We start from the raw sequence: 15403 nt of genomic DNA, 5'->3' as shown, positions 1-15403 counted from the left end.
AAGAAGTGAGATCAGTATGGCTTTGATGATTACCGACGAGTGCATCAATTGCGACGTGTGCGAGCCCGAGTGCCCGAACGGCGCGATTTCGATGGGCACGGACATCTACGTGATCGACCCGAACAAGTGCACCGAGTGCGTCGGCCATTTCGACGAACCGCAGTGCCAGCAGGTGTGTCCGGTCGAATGCATTCCGCGCGATCCGCAACATGACGAATCGCACGCGCAATTGATGGAGAAGTATCACGCGTTGATCGCCGTGAAGGGCGACGACGCGTCGTGACCCGTGCTGACGCGCGCGCTTGAGTTCTTCGGCGCGCACGTCACGCATCCGGATCGGCGCCGCCTGGCGCCGGTTCTTTCGTGTCAGGCCAGCAGCTCGCGCAACGCCGCGACGAGCGCATCGCATTCGGCATCGGTGCCGACGGTGATGCGCAGGTGCTGGTCGATCCGCGGCAGCGCGAAGTGCCGCACGAAAATTTCCCGTTCCTTCAGTTTCGCCGCGATCGTGCCCGCATCGTGCGCGGGATGGCGTGCGAACACGAAATTCGCGGCCGACGGCACGATGTCGAAGCCGAGCGCGCCGAGCGCATGCGTGAGCCGCGTCCGGCTGTCGATCACGCGCCGGCAGGTCGCGTCGAAATAGTCGGTGTCTTCATAGGCTGCCTGCGCGGCGACCTGCGCGAGCCGGTCGAGCGGGTACGAATTGAAGCTGTCCTTCACGCGGTTCAGCGCGTCGATCAGCGCTGCATCGCCGAATGCGAAGCCGACGCGCATGCCCGCAAGCGAGCGCGCCTTCGACGTCGTGTGCACGACGAGCAGGTTCGGGTAGCGGTCGATCAGCGCAATCGCGGACTGCGCGCCGAAGTCGACATAGGCTTCGTCGATCACGACGACCGACGACGGATTCGCGGCCGCGATCCGTTCGACGTCCGCGAGCGGCAGTGCGCGTCCGGTCGGCGCGTTCGGGTTCGGAAACAGCACGCCGCCGGCATCGTCGAGATAGTCGTCGACACGGATCGAGAAGTCGTCCGCGAGCGGCACGATCGTCGTCTCGACGCCGTACAGGCGCGCATAGGTCGGATAGAAGCTGTACGTGATGTCAGGGAAGCGCAGCGGCCGGTCGTGCTTGAGCAGCGCCTGGAATGCATGCGCGAGCACTTCGTCGGAGCCGTTGCCGACAAACACCTGTTCGCGCTTGATACGGTGATGGGCCGCGACCGTCTCGCGCAGCGCGCGGGCAACCGGATCGGGATAGCGGCGCAGCGTGTCGCCGGTCGCGCCGAGTTCGCGCGCGATCGCCGCGACGACGCGCGGTGACGGCGGATAGGGATTCTCGTTGGTGTTCAGCTTGACGGGGTGTGCGAGCGCGGGCTGCTCGCCCGGCACGTAAGGCACGAGTTGCTGAACGACGTCGCTCCAGTAACGGCTCACCGCTTGGCTCCTGTCGGGCAAAGCGACCAGATTACCGCATGTGCGCGCAGGGTGGGGCGGGCGGGGGCGCCCGGCGACGCCGGACGGCGCGATGCACCGCAGCGGTGCGCTGCGGTCAGTTGCGATGCAGCTGCATCGTCGCGCGGTCGAGTTCGCCCTTGACGACCATCGGCATCACGGCGAGCGCGCGTTCGATCGACGCGTCGATCACGTCCTGCTCTTCGCGGCGCGGCGGCTTCAACACGAAGTTCGCGACATCGGGCTTCGCGCCGGCGCGGGCGCTTTCCGGAATCAGGTCGCGCGGATGGCCGATGCCGATCCGCAGCCGCCAGTACTGCTGCGACGACAGGTGCGCGGAGATGTCCTTCAGGCCGTTGTGGCCGCCGCTGCCGCCGCCGAGTTTCAGCTTGACGGTGCCGGGCGGCAGGTCGAGCTCGTCGTGCGCGACGAGGATCTGGTCGGGCAGGATCTTGAAGAATTGCGCGAGCGCGACGACCGACTGGCCGGAGCGGTTCATGTAGGTTTGCGGCTCGAGCAGGTGGACTTCCTCGCCGTGCAGGCGCGCTTTCGCGTAGAAGCCATGGAAGCGGCGTTCGTCGCGCAGCGTCGTGCCTGCTTCGCGGGCAAGCTGGTCGATCAGCCAGAAGCCGGCATTGTGGCGCGTCGCGGTGTATTCCGCCCCGGGATTGCCGAGGCCGACGATCAGTTTGATCATGACGTTTCGAAGGCGGCAACGGCCGCCTGGGCGCAGAAAAAGAAAAACCCGCCGGGCAAGCCGCGGCGGGTTGCGTCGACCGTTTCGTGAAACGGATCGATGGGGCGCGTAGGCGGCCGCTTAGGCAGCCGGCGTTTCGCCGCCTGCGTCCGACACGGCACCAGCCGGGATCGTCGCCGATGCGACAACCGGGTTTTCTGCTTCGACGTGTGCAACCAGCGCGACGCCCTTCGGCAGCGTGATGTCCTTCGCGTGCAGCGATTGACCGGCTTCGATCTTCGACAGATCGACTTCGAGGAACTCCGGCAGGTCAGCCGGCAGGCACTCGATTTCGATTTCCGTCGCGACGTGCGAAACGATCGCGCTCGACAGCTTCACGGCCGGGCTGACTTCTGCGTTCAGGAAGTGCAGCGGTGCCTTCGTGTGCAGCTTCTTCTTCGCATCAACGCGCTGGAAGTCCACGTGCAGCACCAGTTGCTTGAACGGGTGGTATTGCACGTCGCGCAGCAGAACCTGTTGCGACGCGCCAGCCACTTCGAGGTCGAGGATCGACGAGTGGAAAGCTTCCTTCTTCAGGGCGTGCCACAGGGCGTTGTGATCGAGTTCGATCTTTTGCGGGGCTGCTTCGCCACCGTAAACGATACCCGTGGTCTTGCCAGCGTTGCGCAGGCGGCGGCTCGCACCCGTACCTTGCTCTTGGCGCTCGAAAGCGACGACTTTCATGTAATTCTCCAATAGCTGCCCGCGACCAGGCAGTAAAACGGGGCCGTCAAACAGCGGCCCCTGATGAAACGGCCGGGGTTTCGTCTATCCCGTCCGATTGTGCAAAAAGCGAAGCGTTGCCGCTTCGCTTTCTGCGCATGCTTTGTTCAGTCGATTCGCGATCAGGATTCCGCGAACAGCGACATCACCGAATCGCCGCGGCGGATCCGCGAGAATGTCTCGGCCAGCAGGCTCGCGCTCGTCAGCGCACGGATCTTCGAGCAGCCGAGCGATTCGGCGGACAGCGGGATCGTGTCGGTGACAACCAGCTCGTCGAGTGCCGACGCGGCGATGCGATCACCTGCGCCACCCGACAGCACCGGGTGCGTCGCGTATGCGAATACCTGCTTCGCGCCGCGCTCCTTCAGCACTTGCGCGGCCTTGCAGAGCGTGCCTGCCGTATCGACCATGTCGTCCATGATCACGCAGGTGCGGCCTTCGACTTCACCGATGATGTTCATCACTTCGGAGACGTTCGCCTTCGGGCGACGCTTGTCGATGATCGCGAGATCGCAGTTGAGCTGCTTCGCGAGTGCCCGGGCACGCACCACGCCGCCGACGTCCGGCGACACGACGAGCAGATCCGAGTAGTTCTGCTTGCGCAGGTCACCCAGCAGGATCGGCGTTGCGTAGATGTTGTCGACCGGGATGTCGAAGAAGCCCTGAATCTGGTCGGCGTGCAGATCCATCGTGATGATCCGCTCGACGCCGGCGATTTCCAGCATGTTCGCGACGACCTTCGCCGAGATCGCGACGCGCGCCGAACGCGGGCGGCGATCCTGACGGGCGTAGCCGAAGTAGGGGATGGCTGCAGTGATCCGGCCGGCGGATGCGCGCTTGAGCGCATCGACCATGATCATCAGTTCCATCAGGTTGTCGTTCGTCGGTGCGCACGTGGATTGCAGGACGAAGACGTCCTTGCCACGCACGTTTTCCTGGATCTCGACCTGGATCTCGCCGTCGGAGAAACGGCTGACCATTGCTTTGCCGAGGGGGATTCCAAGAATATTGACGACTTCCTGGGCGAGCGCGGGATTCGCGTTGCCAGTAAAAACCATCAGGCCGTCATGGCTGCTCATCGTGCACCTGCTTCGGGCTTAGGCGGGAAATGCGGGAAAATTTTTGGCAGGGGAGGAAGGACTCGAACCCTCGCATGCCGGAATCAAAATCCGGTGCCTTGACCAACTTGGCGACTCCCCTACACTTAACTGATAACTTCACCGGACTTGTGTAGGCCATCCGGCAAAGTAAAACTTCATGACGCGAAAGCGAAGAGCGGATGCTCGTTCAGGCTCTCGGCAACTGCACCGTTCCAACCGGTGGGCAGCTTGGCTTGCGCCGCTTCTGCCTCATGTTTGCTGCGAAACGCTGCAAACACGCTTGCTCCGGAGCCGGTCATCCTCGCGGGGGTCACATCATACAACCATTTGACCACCTGCGCAACTTCCGCGTACTTACTTGTCACAACTTGCTGCATATCGTTCCGACCGAAACTATCTGGCCATCCCGCGTCGCTGCTTTGCTGTGCAAGAAAGTCCGTAATTGTGACGCGCTTCGAATCTCTTGTCAACAACTCATCTGAAAATATTTCAGCGGTCGGGACATGAACGCGTGGCGTCACAACCAAGAACCAGCGAGTCGGCAATTGTACCTCAGCTAATTCCTCTCCGATACCCTCTGCGAACGCATTTTTTCCAAAAATAAAAAACGGAACGTCTGCGCCGAGTTTTACCGCGAGCGACTGAAGCTCGGCGCGCGGCAGGCCGAGTTGCCACAGGCGGTTCAGCGCGAGCAGTGTCGTCGCCGCGTCGGAGCTGCCGCCGCCGAGGCCTGCCCCCATCGGCAGGCACTTGTCGATCTCGATGTCGACGCCGTGTGCGGTGCCCGTATGCGCTTTCAGCAGGTTGGCCGCACGCACGACGAGGTCGCTTTCCTCGGGCACGCCGGGCACGTCGGTGACGCGCGCGACGCGACCGTCGTCGCGCAGCGTGAAGTGCAACGTGTCACCCCAGTTCAGCAACTGGAACACACTCTGCAGATCGTGATAGCCGTTCGGACGGCGGCCGGTGATGTGCAGGAACAGGTTGAGTTTCGCGGGCGCAAGGCAATTGCGCAGCGAGCGGGTCGAATCGGTCATGCGTATGTCTGGGCTGGGCCGGTGCTCACTGATCGAGCACGAGCTTGATGTCGAGCGGCGGTGTCGCGCGCACGAGGTTGACGCGTTTGACGCCCGTGGCCGGGGCATCCGCGTAGGCGAGGTAGTCGATCGTCCAGCCGTCCTGGCGGATCTGCTTGACGCGCGTGCCGTCGGCCGGATCGCGCACCGTCTCCGCGGGCGTCGCGGGCGCGGGCGTAGGCTGCAGCCAGTAGCGCAGGCCCGCGAGAGGCAGTTCGAAGCCGAGCGTTTTCTGCATCAGGTCGCCGACGTCCGGCGCATATTGCGTCGGACGGTTCGGCAATTCGAGCGATGCCGCCTGCGGCGTCGATTTCACGACCGCGAGCGTCTGGCCGAGCGGGCTGCGCAGCTCGAGCGACACGTCGTCGCCGTGCTCCTGCCAGTCGAAGTTGCCGTACACGTTCTGCTGCTTGCCGAGACGATCGTCGTACTGGACTGCGAAGCGGCCGTGGTAGGCGTGCGTTGCGGCGGTCTGCAGTGCCGCACCCGTCGGCGCGCTTGCCGACGGCGGCGTGCTCGCGCAGCCGGCGAGCGCGAGCGCCGCGCCGGCTGCGGCCAGCGTGCGCTGCGCGCGGGAGGACAGGGAAAACGTCGGGAACATCTGCATCAGAGACCGTTGACCTGCAGGCGTTTCAGCGTCTGCACGAGCGTGTCGTTGTCCGGCTCGAGCTTCTGCGCGGCACGCCACGCGGAACGTGCGTCGTCCTGCGCGCCGCTCTTCCACAGCACTTCGCCGAGATGCGCGCCGATCTCGGCGTTCGGCTGCAGTTCGTACGCACGCCGCAGCACCGTCGCCGCGCCGGCCGTATCGCCCATCCGGTACTTCACCCAGCCGAGGCTGTCCATGATGTAGGCGTCGTTCGGCGCGAGCGTCATCGCCTTGTCGATCAGCTTGCTGGCTTCGGGCAGCCGCTGGTTACGGTCGGCGAGCGAATAGCCGAGCGCGTTGTACGCCTGCGGATTGTCGGGCTGCGTGCGGATCAGCTCGCGCAACTGCTTTTCCATCGTCGTGTAGTGGCCGGTTTTTTCGGCCGCCATCGCATAGTCGTAGCGCAGGTCGGGATCGTCCGGGAAGTCCTGGACCGCCTGCCCGAGCCGTGCCTCGGCTTCCGGATAGCGCTTCGCGGTGAACAGGATCGACGCGTCGGTGCGTGCGACCACGGCCGCATCGCGCGGATCCGTGATCGGCAGGTCGTCGAGCACCTTGCGCGCCTCGTCGGTCTTGCCCTGTTTCTGCAGCAGTTGCGCGCGCGTGATCTGCGCGGGGAGGTAGTGCTGGCTCGTCTGGTCGACCTTGTCGAGCCATTGCGACGCCTGCGCGTCGTTGTCCTGGTCGATCGCGATCTGCGCGAGGTAGATGTAACCCTGGCCGACGTCGAGGTTCGGCTGCTTGTCGCCGAGCTGTACGTACTGCTTCAGGTAGGCGGTCGCTTCGTCGAGCTTCTTCTGCTGGATCTTGATCAGCGCGAGCGCCATCAGCGGCGTCGGATCCTTCGAGTCGAGCTTGCGCATCGTCTCGAACTGCTTCTGCGCGTCGTCGAGGCGATCGTCGGCGAGATAGAGCTGCGACAGCGCGAGCCGCGCATCGCGCGACTTCGGATTCTGCTGAACATACTTTTCGAACGACGCGATGCCCGCCGCGCGTTCCGCAGGCCCCATCTGCGACAGCATCAGCGCCGCCGGCAGGTAGTCGGGGCGCAGCGCCAGCGCCTGCTTCAGCGACTGCGCGGCGCCGTCCTTGTCGTCGACCGCAAGCTGCTGGCGCGCGATCGCGAGCTGTGCTTCGGGCCGGTTCAGATCGCTCTTCAGCATGTCCTTCAGCACTGCGAGGCCGCCGACGCGGTCGGGGCCGCGCACGAGCAGCGCCTGCAGCGCGAGGATCGCCGGGCCGCGCGTCTCGCCGGTTGCCCGGGCCAGCTCGCGCGCGAGCATCGGCTGTGCGTCGGCCGGCTTGCCGGCGAGCACCAGCAGCGCGGCGTCGACCTGCGACGCCCGGTTCGAATCGGGTGCGTACTGGCGCCACAGGTTCGCGGCGGACAGTGCGTCGGCGGGGCTTTGCGCGCCGAGCGCGATCTCGGTCGCGCGCTGAGCCATACGCGGATCGCGCGTGTCGCGGGCGAGCGCGAGGTAGGTCTGGTAGGCCGGCGCCGGTTGGTTGCGCTGGAGCGCGACCTCGGCGGCGAGCACCTGGTAGACGATCTGGCTCGTCAGCGGCACACCGGGGAGATTCTTCTGCTCGTCCGGTATCACATGCTCGAACGCGCCCTGCGGCTCCGCGTCGTCCGATGCCGGATCCTGCGCATGGGCCGGGAAGGCGGTGAGGGTCCAGGCGGCAAACAACGCGGCGCCGAGTGCACGGCGGACCGGGAAGGCGCGCGCGCCGCGCACGGCGGCGGGGCGCTTCTGAAGCAGCTTCGAGGGCAGGGTCATGGAAATCCGTTCGATGTTTCAACCGATTGTAACGCGCTCGCTACAATACACGCACGATCGTGAATCCAGTCTCAGACCCGCAAACAATGCCAGAGTTGCCAGAAGTCGAAGTCACGCGCCGGGGCATCGAGCCCTTTGTCGCGGGCCGCCGTGTCGAGCGTGTCGACGTCCGTACCGCGATGTTGCGCTGGCCCGTGCCGGCGGGGCTCGCCGAGCAGTTGCGCGCGCGCGAGGTGCTCGCCGTCGAGCGTCGCGGCAAGTACCTGCTGTTCGAGGTCGACGCGGGCTGGTTCATCGTCCATCTGGGCATGACGGGCACGCTGCGCGTGCTGCCCGCCGATGGCGTACCGGTCGCCGCGAAGCATGACCACATCGACTGGATCTTCGACGAATTCGTGCTGCGGTTCCGCGATCCACGCCGCTTCGGCGCGGTGCTGTGGCACCCGCGCGAAGCGGGCGACGTGCATGCGCATCCGCTCCTCGCGAGCCTCGGCGTCGAGCCGTTCTCGCCGGCGTTTACCGGCGCGCTGCTGCACGCGCGCACGCGCGGCCGCACCGTGTCGGTCAAGCAGGCGCTGCTCGCGGGCGACATGGTCGTCGGCGTCGGCAACATCTATGCGTCGGAGAGCCTGTTTCGCGCCGGCATCCGGCCGACGACGGCCGCCGGCAAGGTCTCGCTGCCGCGCTACGAGCGGCTGGCCGATGCGGTGCGCGCGACGCTCGCCGACGCGATCGAGCGTGGTGGCAGCACGTTGCGCGATTTTGTCGGCAGCAACGGCGAAAGCGGCTATTTCCAGCTCGACTGCTTCGTCTACGACCGTGCGGGCCAGCCATGCCGCGTATGCGGTACGCCGATTCGCCAGATCGTGCAGGGCCAACGGTCGACTTATTTCTGCCCGACCTGCCAGCGTTGAAACCTTTTTCCAAGATTAGATAACTTGAAGCCGCCCCGCATCGCCCCCGCTCCGTTCCCCGTCACGCCGCTGCACCGCACGTTCGCCACACGCCTGGTCGCGTGGCAGCGCGAGCATGGCCGCCACGACCTGCCGTGGCAGAACACTCGCGATCCGTACCGGATCTGGCTGTCGGAAATCATGCTGCAGCAGACGCAGGTATCGACCGTCATCCCGTATTACACGCGCTTTCTCGAGCGCTACCCGGACGTCGCCGCGCTCGCGGCCGCGCCGACCGACGACGTGATGGCGTTGTGGGCGGGGCTCGGTTACTACTCGCGCGCGCGCAACCTGCACCGCTGCGCGCAGGTCGTCGTCGCCGAGCATGGCGGCGCATTTCCTGCAACGCCCGACGCATTGGCCGAACTGCCGGGCATCGGCCGCTCGACGGCCGCCGCGATCGCGTCGTTCGCCTACGGCGCGCGCGCAACGATCCTCGACGGCAACGTGAAGCGCGTGCTCGCGCGCGTGTTCGGCGTCGAAGGGTTTCCGGGCGAGAAGCGGGTCGAGAACGACATGTGGGCGCTCGCCGAATCGCTGTTGCCCGACGCCGCGAACGCGGCCGATGTGAGCGCGTATACGCAGGGGCTGATGGATCTCGGCGCGACGCTGTGCATGCGCGGCAAGCCCGATTGCGCGCGCTGCCCGTTCGCGGGCGACTGCGTCGCGCAATCGACGGGCCGCCAGCGCGAATTGCCGGCCGCGCGGCCGAAGAAGGCCGTGCCGACGCGCAAGACCTGGATGCTCGTGCTGCGCGACGGTGACGCCGTGCTGCTCGAGCGGCGGCCGCCGACCGGCATCTGGGGCGGGCTGTGGAGCCTGCCGCAAGCGGACGGCGACGCCGCGCTCGCGGAACTCGCGCGGGGCTTCGGCGGCGGCGGCACGGTGCCGCTCGCGCCGCTCACGCACACGTTTACGCATTTCCGGCTCGAGATCGAGCCGCGGCTGAGCGACATGGTCGATGGTGATGGCCTGCCTTCGGGTGCGCGGGATGCGGACACCGCCTGGGTTCCGCTGAGCCGGCTCGACGCGTACGGCGTGCCGGCGCCCGTGCGCAAGCTGCTCGATGCGCTGAGCGGGCCGCTGCTGTAACGAAGGGGGAGGGGCGTGCATTCAAGGAAACGCGGGGCCGCCCGATGTTTTCCGCGCCGAGGAAGGTCGCTCGGAGGCCTGGCACGACGTGGCGGTCTTGGGGGCGCTCAAGACAACACACCGGCCACCGCCGGTTTTCCATCCCGAACGAAGTCCCTTGAGGGACGTCCCCCGAAGTTTCGCGCGAAGCGACAGGTCCGGGGCGCGCTATAGCCAGCCGTGCCGGTCGAGCACGTGGTGCACGGCATCGATGCGCGCGCCGACGTCCGGAAACTCCATCAGCTTCTGCCGCGCGCGCAGGTCGAGCGGTAGCAGCTCCGCGAGGCGGTTCGACACCCAGCTTGGATCGTCGAGGCGGAACGGTTCGCCGAACGGCATTTTCTCCGGATCGGACTTCTTCAGCGCATTGATGATGCGCTCGAGCACTTCGGCGCACGAGCCGAATTGAGCGAGCGTCTGCTCGCCTTCGAGCGGGATGTCGTCAGGCAGCGGCTCCGCGATGCCGACCAGCAGCCCGTTGCCTTCGACGCGATACGACAGCAGCTCGAAACGCTGCGTGCCGATTGCTTGCAGATAGAGCATGCCGAATTCGCCGGTATCGCACTCGGTGATGCGCGCCATGCAGCCGATGGTCTCGGGCACGGACACCGCACCGTCCTGCGCGACTTCGGGCCCGCTCTTCAGCAGGCACACGCCGAACGGCGCGTCATCGCGCAGGCACGCGCGGGACATGTCGAGATAGCGCGCCTCGAACACCTTGAGCGGGAGCAGGCCCCCCGGAAACAGCACCGTGTGCAGCGGAAACAGCGGCAGGTCGATCAGGGTGGTCGATAGGGAGGACATGGCGCGCGGGCGTTGGGGCGTGCGTCTCTAGGGTCGGTCGACCTCGGAGACGAGCCGCGACGACGCGTCGACATCCACTGGCGCGTCACGATGCCGCACGATCACGTTCGCCTCGCGCGCAAGGCGCGCGGCGAGCGTTTCCGCGATGAACACCGAACGATGCTGCCCGCCCGTGCAGCCGATGGCGACGGTCAGGTAGCTGCGGTTGTCATCGCGGAAGTGCGGCAGCCATTTCATCAGGAACGCATGGATGTCGTCGATCATCTGGTGGACGATCGGCAGTGCGTCGAGAAAGGCGATGACCGGTTGGTCGAGCCCGGTGAGCGGGCGCAACTCGTGGTCGTAGTACGGATTCGGCAGCGCGCGCACGTCGAACATCAGGTCGGCGTCGAGCGGCACGCCGCGCTTGAAGCCGAACGATTCGAACATCACCATCAGGTCGTTGTTCTTCTGCTCGATGAAGCGCTTGACCCACGTACGCAGCGCGTTCGCGCGCAGCGTGCTCGTGTCGATCTGGTGGCCGAATTCGGCAAGCGGCGCGACGAGGTCGCGTTCGCGCTCGATCGCTTCCTCGAGCGACGACAGCAGGCCGACGTCCGCATCGTGCGACAGCGAGCCGGACAGCGGATGGCGGCGGCGCGTTTCGGAGAAGCGCTGGATCAGCGACTGGGTGCTCGCGTTGAGGAACAGCACGCGCACGTCGTGCTCGCGCGACAGCTCGCGGATCAGGCCGGGCATTTCGTCGAGCGAGGCGCTCGAGCGCGCGTCGATCGCGACCGCGAGCCGGTGCTGGCCATCCTCGGCGAGGTAGCGGGCAAGTTCGGGGAGCACGTGCGGCGGCAGGTTGTCGACGCAGTAATAGCCTGCGTCTTCGAGCGCGTTCAGCGCGACGGACTTGCCTGAGCCGGAGATGCCGGTGATGAGGACGATGCGCATGGGAAGCAGAGAATCCTGACGTTTCATCATAGCACCGGCTCGACGCGTCGGCGTTGCGTGGCCGGCGCGTGCGGGTTACACCAGTTTGCCGGGGAATTGACTGTCGGGGTCTTGCATCGCGAGTCGTTGCCGATCCATGAAATCGCGCAACGTGTCGATTCCTCGCAACTGCAGGATCGTGTTCCGGACGGCCGCCTCGACGAGTACCGCGAGGTTGCGGCCGGCCGCGACCTGGATGGTGACCTTGCTGATCGGCAAACCGAGCACGTCGACGGTCTGGCTTTCGAGCGGCAGGCGCTGGAATTCGCCGTCGGGGCGCCGCACGAGCTGGACGATCAGCTTCAGCTTCATTTTCCGCCGCACGGCAGTTTCACCGAAGATGGTCTTGATGTCGAGCAGGCCGAGGCCGCGCACTTCGAGCAGGTTCTGCAGCAGCGGCGGGCAGCGCCCTTCGACGAAATCGGGGCCAAGTCGGACGAAATCGACCGCGTCGTCGGCGACGAGGCCGTGGCCGCGGCTGATCAGCTCGAGGCCGAGTTCGCTCTTGCCGAGGCCCGAATCGCCGGTCAGCAGCACGCCCATCCCGAGGATGTCGATGAACACGCCGTGCAGCGTCGCGCGCGGCGCGAGGATCCGCGACATGTAGAGCCGCAGGCTGTCGATCACCGCGGCGGCCGACATCGGCGTCGTGAACAGCGGGGTCGACGAGCGCGTGCAGCGCAGCACGAGTTCGGGCGGGGCGGCAGCGCCGCCGGCGACGACGAGGAACGGCGGTTCGAGGGCGATCAGCTCGGCCATGTGGCGCGAGCGGTCTTCGTCGGTCTGGCGCTGGTAGTAGTCGATTTCGGCTTCGCCGAGCACCTGGATCCGGTTCGGGTGGATCAGGTTCAGGTGGCCGACGAGGTCGGCGCTCGAGGTTGCATTGCCGACGGTGTCGGCCGAAAAGCCGCGTTCCCAGCCTTCATGCCCCGTCAGCCAGCTCAGTTTCAGCGTGGCCGCGTTGTCGTCGAAGATGCTCTGGGCGTTGATGCTGGACGTATCCATGACTACTCCGTCACTCCAATGGGCCGGTGCATGCGCGCGGCGACGGACGTCGCCATGCCGGGCCGGCGCCGGGCGGCCCTGGACGGCGGCGCATGCCGCGTCGTACGGGAAAATAATCCGCCCGGATCAACTCAAGGTTGCCACTGAGTGAGCAGGCGATGCAACTCGGCGATATCCGTTTCGTTGTGCAGACGCTCACGCGCGTCGCGATCGGACAGCAGTTGCGCGATTTCCGACAGGATCTCGAGGTGCTGCTGGGTGGCTTGCTCGGGCACGAGCAGGAAAATCAGGAGGCCGACCGGCTGGCCGTCGGGGGCTTCGAACGGGATCGCATCGGCGAGCCGGACGAACGCGGCGAGCGGGTGCTTGAGACCCTTGATGCGCCCGTGCGGAATCGCGACACCTTCGCCGAGCCCGGTCGAGCCGAGGCGCTCGCGCGCGAACAGGTTGTCCGTGACGGTGCTGCGGGCGATGCCGTTCTGATTCTCGAACATCAGCCCGGCTTGTTCGAACACGCGTTTCTTGCTGGTGACTGAGAGGTCGATGACGACGTTCTCTATGGGCAGGATTTTGGCTAGGCGATTCATGTTGGCAGGCGATTGGGCGGCCTGGGGTCTCCTTGCGGCGGCAGACTGATTATCCATGTTCGGCGATATCAAGGCGTTCGGCATCGGCAACCTGCAAGGCAGCTACCGCATCCAGCGCCCCCCCGGCGATAACCGGAACATTATAGAGCACAGCCGCGTGCGTGGCGCAGTGCGGACGGACCGGTTGCACCACGGGCGCGGAGTCGCAAAAAAAACGCCCGGCGAACCGGGCGACGTGTGTGTTGCGGTGAAGGTTACTGCGGCGGCAGTTCGATCTGGTCGATCGACGGTTGAAGCTTGATCGGGTCGTGCGCGTGCGTTTGCAGGCGCTCCATGTGCTTGACGACCTGGCGATCCAGCTTGTCGATCAGCAAATCGATCGCGGCGTACAGGTTGCCGTTCGCGCTTTCGACGAAGATGTCCTTGCCCTTCAGGTGCAGGTTGATTTCCGCGCGCTGCTGCTTGTCCTTTTCCTTGTGATTGTCGACCGAGAGGATCACAGTGCCATCGATCACCTGATCGCTATGCCGTAGCACCCGGTCCAGCTTGGTGATCACGTATTCGCGAATTGCAGGCGTGACTTCGAGATGATGTCCACTGATCTTCAGGTTCATAGTGCTTCTCCAAGCGAGTGACCACCCGGCCGCATCGAGGCGGCGCTCCGGTCGACTTGCCCGTGCCGCACGTGGCGGCGTATCGCTGACAAGTCGCCCGGCCTGTTCCCCGTGTGCGCGGTGGCCGGAACACGCCTGCCGCCGGGCAGGCAGCAGGCCTAAAGAGACTTTCGCAGATTGACTGCCGGGATCTTGAGGGCTTCGCGATATTTCGCAACCGTGCGGCGCGCGACCACGAACCCCTGTTCTGCCAGCAGCTCGGCAATGCGGCTATCCGAAAGTGGCGATTTTGGGTCTTCAGCTCCTATCAGTTGCTTGATCAGGGCTCGGATGGCGGTCGACGAGGCGGCGCCACCGGTGTCGGTCGAGACGTGAGATCCGAAGAAGTACTTAAATTCAAGCGTCCCGAACGGGGTCAGCATGTACTTCCCGGTTGTCACACGGCTGACAGTCGACTCGTGTAGGCCCAGCGTATCAGCTATTTCCCGCAAAACCAAGGGGCGCATGGCAATTTCACCGTGCGCAAAGAAGTTCTTTTGACGCTCGACAATAGCCTGCGCGACACGCAGGATCGTGTCGAATCGCTGCTGAATGTTTTTGATCAGCCAGCGTGCTTCCTGGAGCTGCTGCTTGAGCGAACCGGCCGACGGATCGCCGCGGCTGTTGCGCAAGATGTTCGCGTAGAGGTTGTTGATCCGCAGGCGCGGCACGACCTCCGGATTGAGTTCCGCGAGCCATCCCTGGCCGGCCTTCTTCACCATGATGTCGGGCACGACGTAGTCGGCCTCGGCCCTGCCGTATGCGGCGCCGGGGAACGGCTCCAGCGAGCGGATCAGCGTGTGTGCGTCGCGCAGCGCGTCGTCGCTCGCCTTCAGGTGCTTGCGCAACCGCGTGAAGTCGCGGGCGGCGAGCAGTTCGAGATGCTGCGACACGATCTCGAGCGCGAGCGTGCGTGTCGGGGACGGATCGAGGCGCAGCAACTGCAGCTTCAGGCATTCGGATGCGGAGCGGGCGCCGACCCCGGCCGGGTCGAAGCTGTGCAGCAGCGCGAGCGCCGCGTTCAGTTCGTCGCAGTCGATCTCCAGCTCGGGCGGCAGGTCGGCGAGCACTTCGTCGAGCGTGGCGGTCAGGTAGCCGTCGTCGTCGAGCGATTCGATCAGGAACATCACGAGCGCGCGATCGCGCGGGCCGGCCTGCGTGACGCGCAACTGCGCGGACAGGTGGTCGCGCAGCGACGTCGCCGCCTCCTGCACCTGCAGCGGCGGGAGATCGTCGTCGTCGGACGCGCCGCTCGAGCGGCCGAATTCGTCGAGATTCCACTGCGGGCCGTCGTTGCCGTCGCCGGATGCATAACCGTCGTATTCGTCCGCGCCGGCCGGCTCGTCACGTTCGGCGCGATCGCTCGACGAACTGCTGCTTGTCGAAGTGGGTTCGGTGTTCTGGGCGGGAGGCGTCTGCGCAATCAACGATCCGTCCGCTGCGACACGCAGCGGGCTCGCGATCCATTCGTCGTCGTTCTCGAGCAGCGGGTTCTGCGCGACGGCCATCGCGACTTCCTGCTGCAATTCGAGCGTCGACAACTGCAGGAGCCGGATCGACTGCTGTAGCTGGGGTGTCAGCGCCAGATGTTGCGACAGGCGGAGTTGAAGGCTGGCTTTCATGGCGAGGAGGGAGTCATACCGGCAGTTTGCCACGACCCAGGCGCGTTGAGCCATCCGCGATTACGCGCGGCGCGCCGCCCGGCCGCGGGCATGGCCGCGAAGCAGGGCGCGGCCCCGCGCGGCGACGCCGGGCGGGGTGCAGCCAGCCACGAGGAG

General features: G+C 65.7%; 16 protein-coding genes and 1 tRNA gene. 3 read left to right on the top strand and 14 right to left on the bottom strand.

Annotation, left to right across the window (positions count from 1 at the left end; all coding sequences use genetic code 11):
* Positions 1 to 16: 16 nt before the first annotated feature.
* The gene (locus ACPTTF_RS15255; RefSeq protein ID WP_166965062.1) at positions 17 to 283 is read left to right on the top strand and encodes a YfhL family 4Fe-4S dicluster ferredoxin; all 267 of its coding nucleotides are present in this window, start codon (positions 17 to 19) and stop codon (positions 281 to 283) included.
* An 83-nt stretch (positions 284 to 366) separates the two neighbouring features.
* On the opposite strand, the gene hisC is transcribed toward ACPTTF_RS15255, so the two are convergent.
* The 8 genes from hisC to ACPTTF_RS15215 form a co-directional block, all read right to left on the bottom strand.
* Positions 367 to 1434, bottom strand: a complete 1068-nt coding sequence (gene hisC, locus ACPTTF_RS15250) for a histidinol-phosphate transaminase (RefSeq protein ID WP_166965060.1) — start codon at positions 1432 to 1434, stop codon at positions 367 to 369.
* A 115-nt stretch (positions 1435 to 1549) separates the two neighbouring features.
* A complete protein-coding gene (pth, locus tag ACPTTF_RS15245) occupies positions 1550 to 2149 on the bottom strand; it encodes an aminoacyl-tRNA hydrolase (protein ID WP_048246979.1) in 600 nt (199 codons plus the stop codon).
* 120 nt (positions 2150 to 2269) lie between these two features.
* Entirely contained in the window at positions 2270 to 2872 is a 603-nt protein-coding gene (locus tag ACPTTF_RS15240; RefSeq protein ID WP_166965058.1) for a 50S ribosomal protein L25/general stress protein Ctc, read from the bottom strand.
* A gap of 161 nt (positions 2873 to 3033) precedes the next feature.
* Positions 3034 to 3990, bottom strand: coding sequence for a ribose-phosphate pyrophosphokinase (locus tag ACPTTF_RS15235; protein ID WP_166965056.1), 957 nt, complete (start codon positions 3988 to 3990; stop codon positions 3034 to 3036).
* Between the two features lie 44 nt (positions 3991 to 4034).
* Positions 4035 to 4111, bottom strand: a tRNA-Gln gene (locus ACPTTF_RS15230).
* Between the two features lie 55 nt (positions 4112 to 4166).
* Entirely contained in the window at positions 4167 to 5048 is an 882-nt protein-coding gene (gene ispE, locus ACPTTF_RS15225; protein ID WP_166965054.1) for a 4-(cytidine 5'-diphospho)-2-C-methyl-D-erythritol kinase, read from the bottom strand.
* 25 nt (positions 5049 to 5073) lie between these two features.
* On the bottom strand, positions 5074 to 5694 hold the full coding sequence (gene lolB, locus ACPTTF_RS15220) for a lipoprotein insertase outer membrane protein LolB (protein ID WP_166965052.1): 621 nt from the start codon (positions 5692 to 5694) through the stop codon (positions 5074 to 5076).
* Positions 5694 to 7517 (bottom strand): tetratricopeptide repeat protein, encoded by a 1824-nt coding sequence (locus ACPTTF_RS15215; RefSeq protein WP_166965050.1) that lies wholly within the window; start codon positions 7515 to 7517, stop codon positions 5694 to 5696. The genes lolB and ACPTTF_RS15215 overlap by 1 nt, the downstream gene beginning before the upstream one ends.
* 86 nt (positions 7518 to 7603) lie before the next feature.
* On the opposite strand from ACPTTF_RS15215, the gene mutM reads away from it, so the two are divergent.
* Positions 7604 to 8431 (top strand): bifunctional DNA-formamidopyrimidine glycosylase/DNA-(apurinic or apyrimidinic site) lyase, encoded by an 828-nt coding sequence (gene mutM, locus ACPTTF_RS15210; RefSeq protein ID WP_166965048.1) that lies wholly within the window; start codon positions 7604 to 7606, stop codon positions 8429 to 8431.
* A gap of 24 nt (positions 8432 to 8455) precedes the next feature.
* Positions 8456 to 9562 carry an A/G-specific adenine glycosylase gene (gene mutY, locus ACPTTF_RS15205; RefSeq protein ID WP_423371621.1) on the top strand — a complete coding sequence of 369 codons (1107 nt, stop codon included), beginning with the start codon at positions 8456 to 8458 and terminating at the stop codon, positions 9560 to 9562.
* Positions 9563 to 9769: 207 nt separating this feature from the next.
* Here the strand turns inward: mutY and ACPTTF_RS15200 are convergent, their stop codons facing one another.
* The 6 genes from ACPTTF_RS15200 to ACPTTF_RS15175 all read right to left on the bottom strand — a co-directional run bounded on the left by ACPTTF_RS15200 (position 9770) and on the right by ACPTTF_RS15175 (position 15247).
* Positions 9770 to 10405, bottom strand: a complete 636-nt coding sequence (locus tag ACPTTF_RS15200) for an LON peptidase substrate-binding domain-containing protein (RefSeq protein WP_166965044.1) — start codon at positions 10403 to 10405, stop codon at positions 9770 to 9772.
* Between the two features lie 27 nt (positions 10406 to 10432).
* Positions 10433 to 11341 (bottom strand): RNase adapter RapZ, encoded by a 909-nt coding sequence (gene rapZ / locus ACPTTF_RS15195; protein ID WP_166965042.1) that lies wholly within the window; start codon positions 11339 to 11341, stop codon positions 10433 to 10435.
* 75 nt (positions 11342 to 11416) lie between these two features.
* On the bottom strand, positions 11417 to 12385 hold the full coding sequence (hprK, locus tag ACPTTF_RS15190; RefSeq protein WP_011353227.1) for an HPr(Ser) kinase/phosphatase: 969 nt from the start codon (positions 12383 to 12385) through the stop codon (positions 11417 to 11419).
* A 131-nt stretch (positions 12386 to 12516) separates the two neighbouring features.
* Positions 12517 to 13056 carry a PTS sugar transporter subunit IIA gene (locus ACPTTF_RS15185; RefSeq protein ID WP_011353226.1) on the bottom strand — a complete coding sequence of 180 codons (540 nt, stop codon included), beginning with the start codon at positions 13054 to 13056 and terminating at the stop codon, positions 12517 to 12519.
* Positions 13057 to 13226: 170 nt separating this feature from the next.
* A complete protein-coding gene (gene hpf, locus ACPTTF_RS15180) occupies positions 13227 to 13586 on the bottom strand; it encodes a ribosome hibernation-promoting factor, HPF/YfiA family (protein WP_006477786.1) in 360 nt (119 codons plus the stop codon).
* A 158-nt stretch (positions 13587 to 13744) separates the two neighbouring features.
* Positions 13745 to 15247, bottom strand: coding sequence for an RNA polymerase factor sigma-54 (locus ACPTTF_RS15175; RefSeq protein WP_166965038.1), 1503 nt, complete (start codon positions 15245 to 15247; stop codon positions 13745 to 13747).
* Positions 15248 to 15403: the final 156 nt, after the last annotated feature.

Source organism: Burkholderia crassaminum, from assembly GCF_964265005.1.
GTDB lineage: Bacteria > Pseudomonadota > Gammaproteobacteria > Burkholderiales > Burkholderiaceae > Burkholderia.
The sequence above is the reverse complement of the archived record's forward strand: the minus strand, read 5'-3'. Positions and strand labels throughout refer to the sequence as shown.

Coding starts and splice junctions, on each gene's coding strand:
- ACPTTF_RS15255 (WP_166965062.1), top strand. CDS start 17: ATGGCTTTGATGATTACCGACGAGTGCATCAATTGCGACGTGTGCGAG.
- pth (WP_048246979.1), bottom strand. CDS start 2,149: ATGATCAAACTGATCGTCGGCCTCGGCAATCCCGGGGCGGAATACACC.
- ACPTTF_RS15240 (WP_166965058.1), bottom strand. CDS start 2,872: ATGAAAGTCGTCGCTTTCGAGCGCCAAGAGCAAGGTACGGGTGCGAGC.
- ACPTTF_RS15235 (WP_166965056.1), bottom strand. CDS start 3,990: ATGAGCAGCCATGACGGCCTGATGGTTTTTACTGGCAACGCGAATCCC.
- ispE (WP_166965054.1), bottom strand. CDS start 5,048: ATGACCGATTCGACCCGCTCGCTGCGCAATTGCCTTGCGCCCGCGAAA.
- lolB (WP_166965052.1), bottom strand. CDS start 5,694: ATGCAGATGTTCCCGACGTTTTCCCTGTCCTCCCGCGCGCAGCGCACG.
- ACPTTF_RS15215 (WP_166965050.1), bottom strand. CDS start 7,517: ATGACCCTGCCCTCGAAGCTGCTTCAGAAGCGCCCCGCCGCCGTGCGC.
- mutM (WP_166965048.1), top strand. CDS start 7,604: ATGCCAGAGTTGCCAGAAGTCGAAGTCACGCGCCGGGGCATCGAGCCC.
- ACPTTF_RS15200 (WP_166965044.1), bottom strand. CDS start 10,405: ATGTCCTCCCTATCGACCACCCTGATCGACCTGCCGCTGTTTCCGCTG.
- rapZ (WP_166965042.1), bottom strand. CDS start 11,341: ATGCGCATCGTCCTCATCACCGGCATCTCCGGCTCAGGCAAGTCCGTC.
- hprK (WP_011353227.1), bottom strand. CDS start 12,385: ATGGATACGTCCAGCATCAACGCCCAGAGCATCTTCGACGACAACGCG.
- ACPTTF_RS15185 (WP_011353226.1), bottom strand. CDS start 13,056: ATGCCGAACGCCTTGATATCGCCGAACATGGATAATCAGTCTGCCGCC.
- hpf (WP_006477786.1), bottom strand. CDS start 13,586: ATGAACCTGAAGATCAGTGGACATCATCTCGAAGTCACGCCTGCAATT.
- ACPTTF_RS15175 (WP_166965038.1), bottom strand. CDS start 15,247: ATGAAAGCCAGCCTTCAACTCCGCCTGTCGCAACATCTGGCGCTGACA.